This window comes from Bartonella sp. CE47NXGY (genome assembly GCF_042195415.1).
Lineage (GTDB): Bacteria > Pseudomonadota > Alphaproteobacteria > Rhizobiales > Rhizobiaceae > Bartonella.
This window is the reverse complement of the sequence record NZ_JBHIOI010000018.1, coordinates 31,416-32,607: the sequence shown is the minus strand read 5'-3', so window position 1 is coordinate 32,607 and position 1,192 is coordinate 31,416. Positions and strand designations below refer to the sequence as shown.

The following is a 1,192-nucleotide window of genomic DNA, read 5'->3' as shown; positions in this document are numbered from 1 at the left end:
CTTGGATGAATTTAAGAGAGGCAGCAAAAATCTTTCCTGCCAATGGGCAAATTGTTGTGGGTGAAAGATACCGTGTCGATCAAGATAATGTGTGCAACATTCCCTTTGCACCTGGCAATAAAACAACATGGGGAAAGGGGGGAACAGCCCCTTTGCTAACCTTTAATCTTGATTTTGGTTCAACTCATATGATCTTTTTTGCTGGTTCTGGTGGCTATAAAACAACAAGTACAGTAGTTCCCACGTGTTTAACCTATCCAGGGTCTATTATTTGTCTTGATCCTTCAACAGAAGTTGCCCCAATGGTCAAATTTGCGCGTCAAAAAATGGGAAATAGAAATGTCATTGTTCTCGATCCTAACTCATTGTTAACAAAAAACTTTAATGTCATCGATTGGCTTTTAGACGACAGCGTACCACGCACACAACGCGAAGCGAATATTGTAAGCTTTTCAAAGTTGCTTCTTACAGATAAAAAATCAGACAATTCTTCAGCGGAATATTTCTCAACACAAGCCCATAATCTATTAACAGCTCTTCTTGCTCATGTTGTATTTTCTGATGAATATGAAGACAGCGAGCGCAATTTAAAAACATTGCGTGGTATTCTCTCTCAATCAGAAACAGCTGTTGTTAATCAATTACGCATGATTCAAGAAACAACACCTTCTCCTTTTATTCGTGAAATGGTTGGTATTTTTACAGAAATGGCAGAGCAAACCTTTTCAGGGGTTTATACCACCGCCTCAAAAGACACCCAATGGCTTTCTTTATCCAATTATGCAGATCTTGTCTGCGGAGATGATTTTTTTTCCTCAGATATTACCAATGGCAATACAGATGTTTTTCTCAATCTCCCCGCAAGCATTTTAAACAGTTATCCAGCTATTGGACGTGTGATTATTGGCGCCTTTCTCAATGCCATGGTTACAGCAGACGGTAACTATAAAAAGCGTGTTTTATTTGTCTTAGATGAAGTTGATCTTTTAGGCTATATGAATATTTTAGAAGAAGCCCGCGACCGTGGACGTAAATACGGTACATCCTTGATGCTCTTCTATCAATCCTCTGGCCAGTTGGTCAACCACTTTGGAGAAGCAGGAGCACGTTCATGGTTTGAAAGTTGTTCCTTTGTCAGCTATGCTGCCATTAAAGATCTCCAAACTGCCAAAGACATTTCAGAACGCTGTGG

1 protein-coding gene is annotated in these 1,192 nt (G+C 39.8%); it reads left to right on the top strand.

The window, feature by feature from the left end; all coding sequences use genetic code 11:
- The coding region (gene traG, locus ACFIL3_RS06430; protein ID WP_375681947.1) for a Ti-type conjugative transfer system protein TraG at positions 1-1,192 on the top strand (1,192 nt) is incomplete at both ends.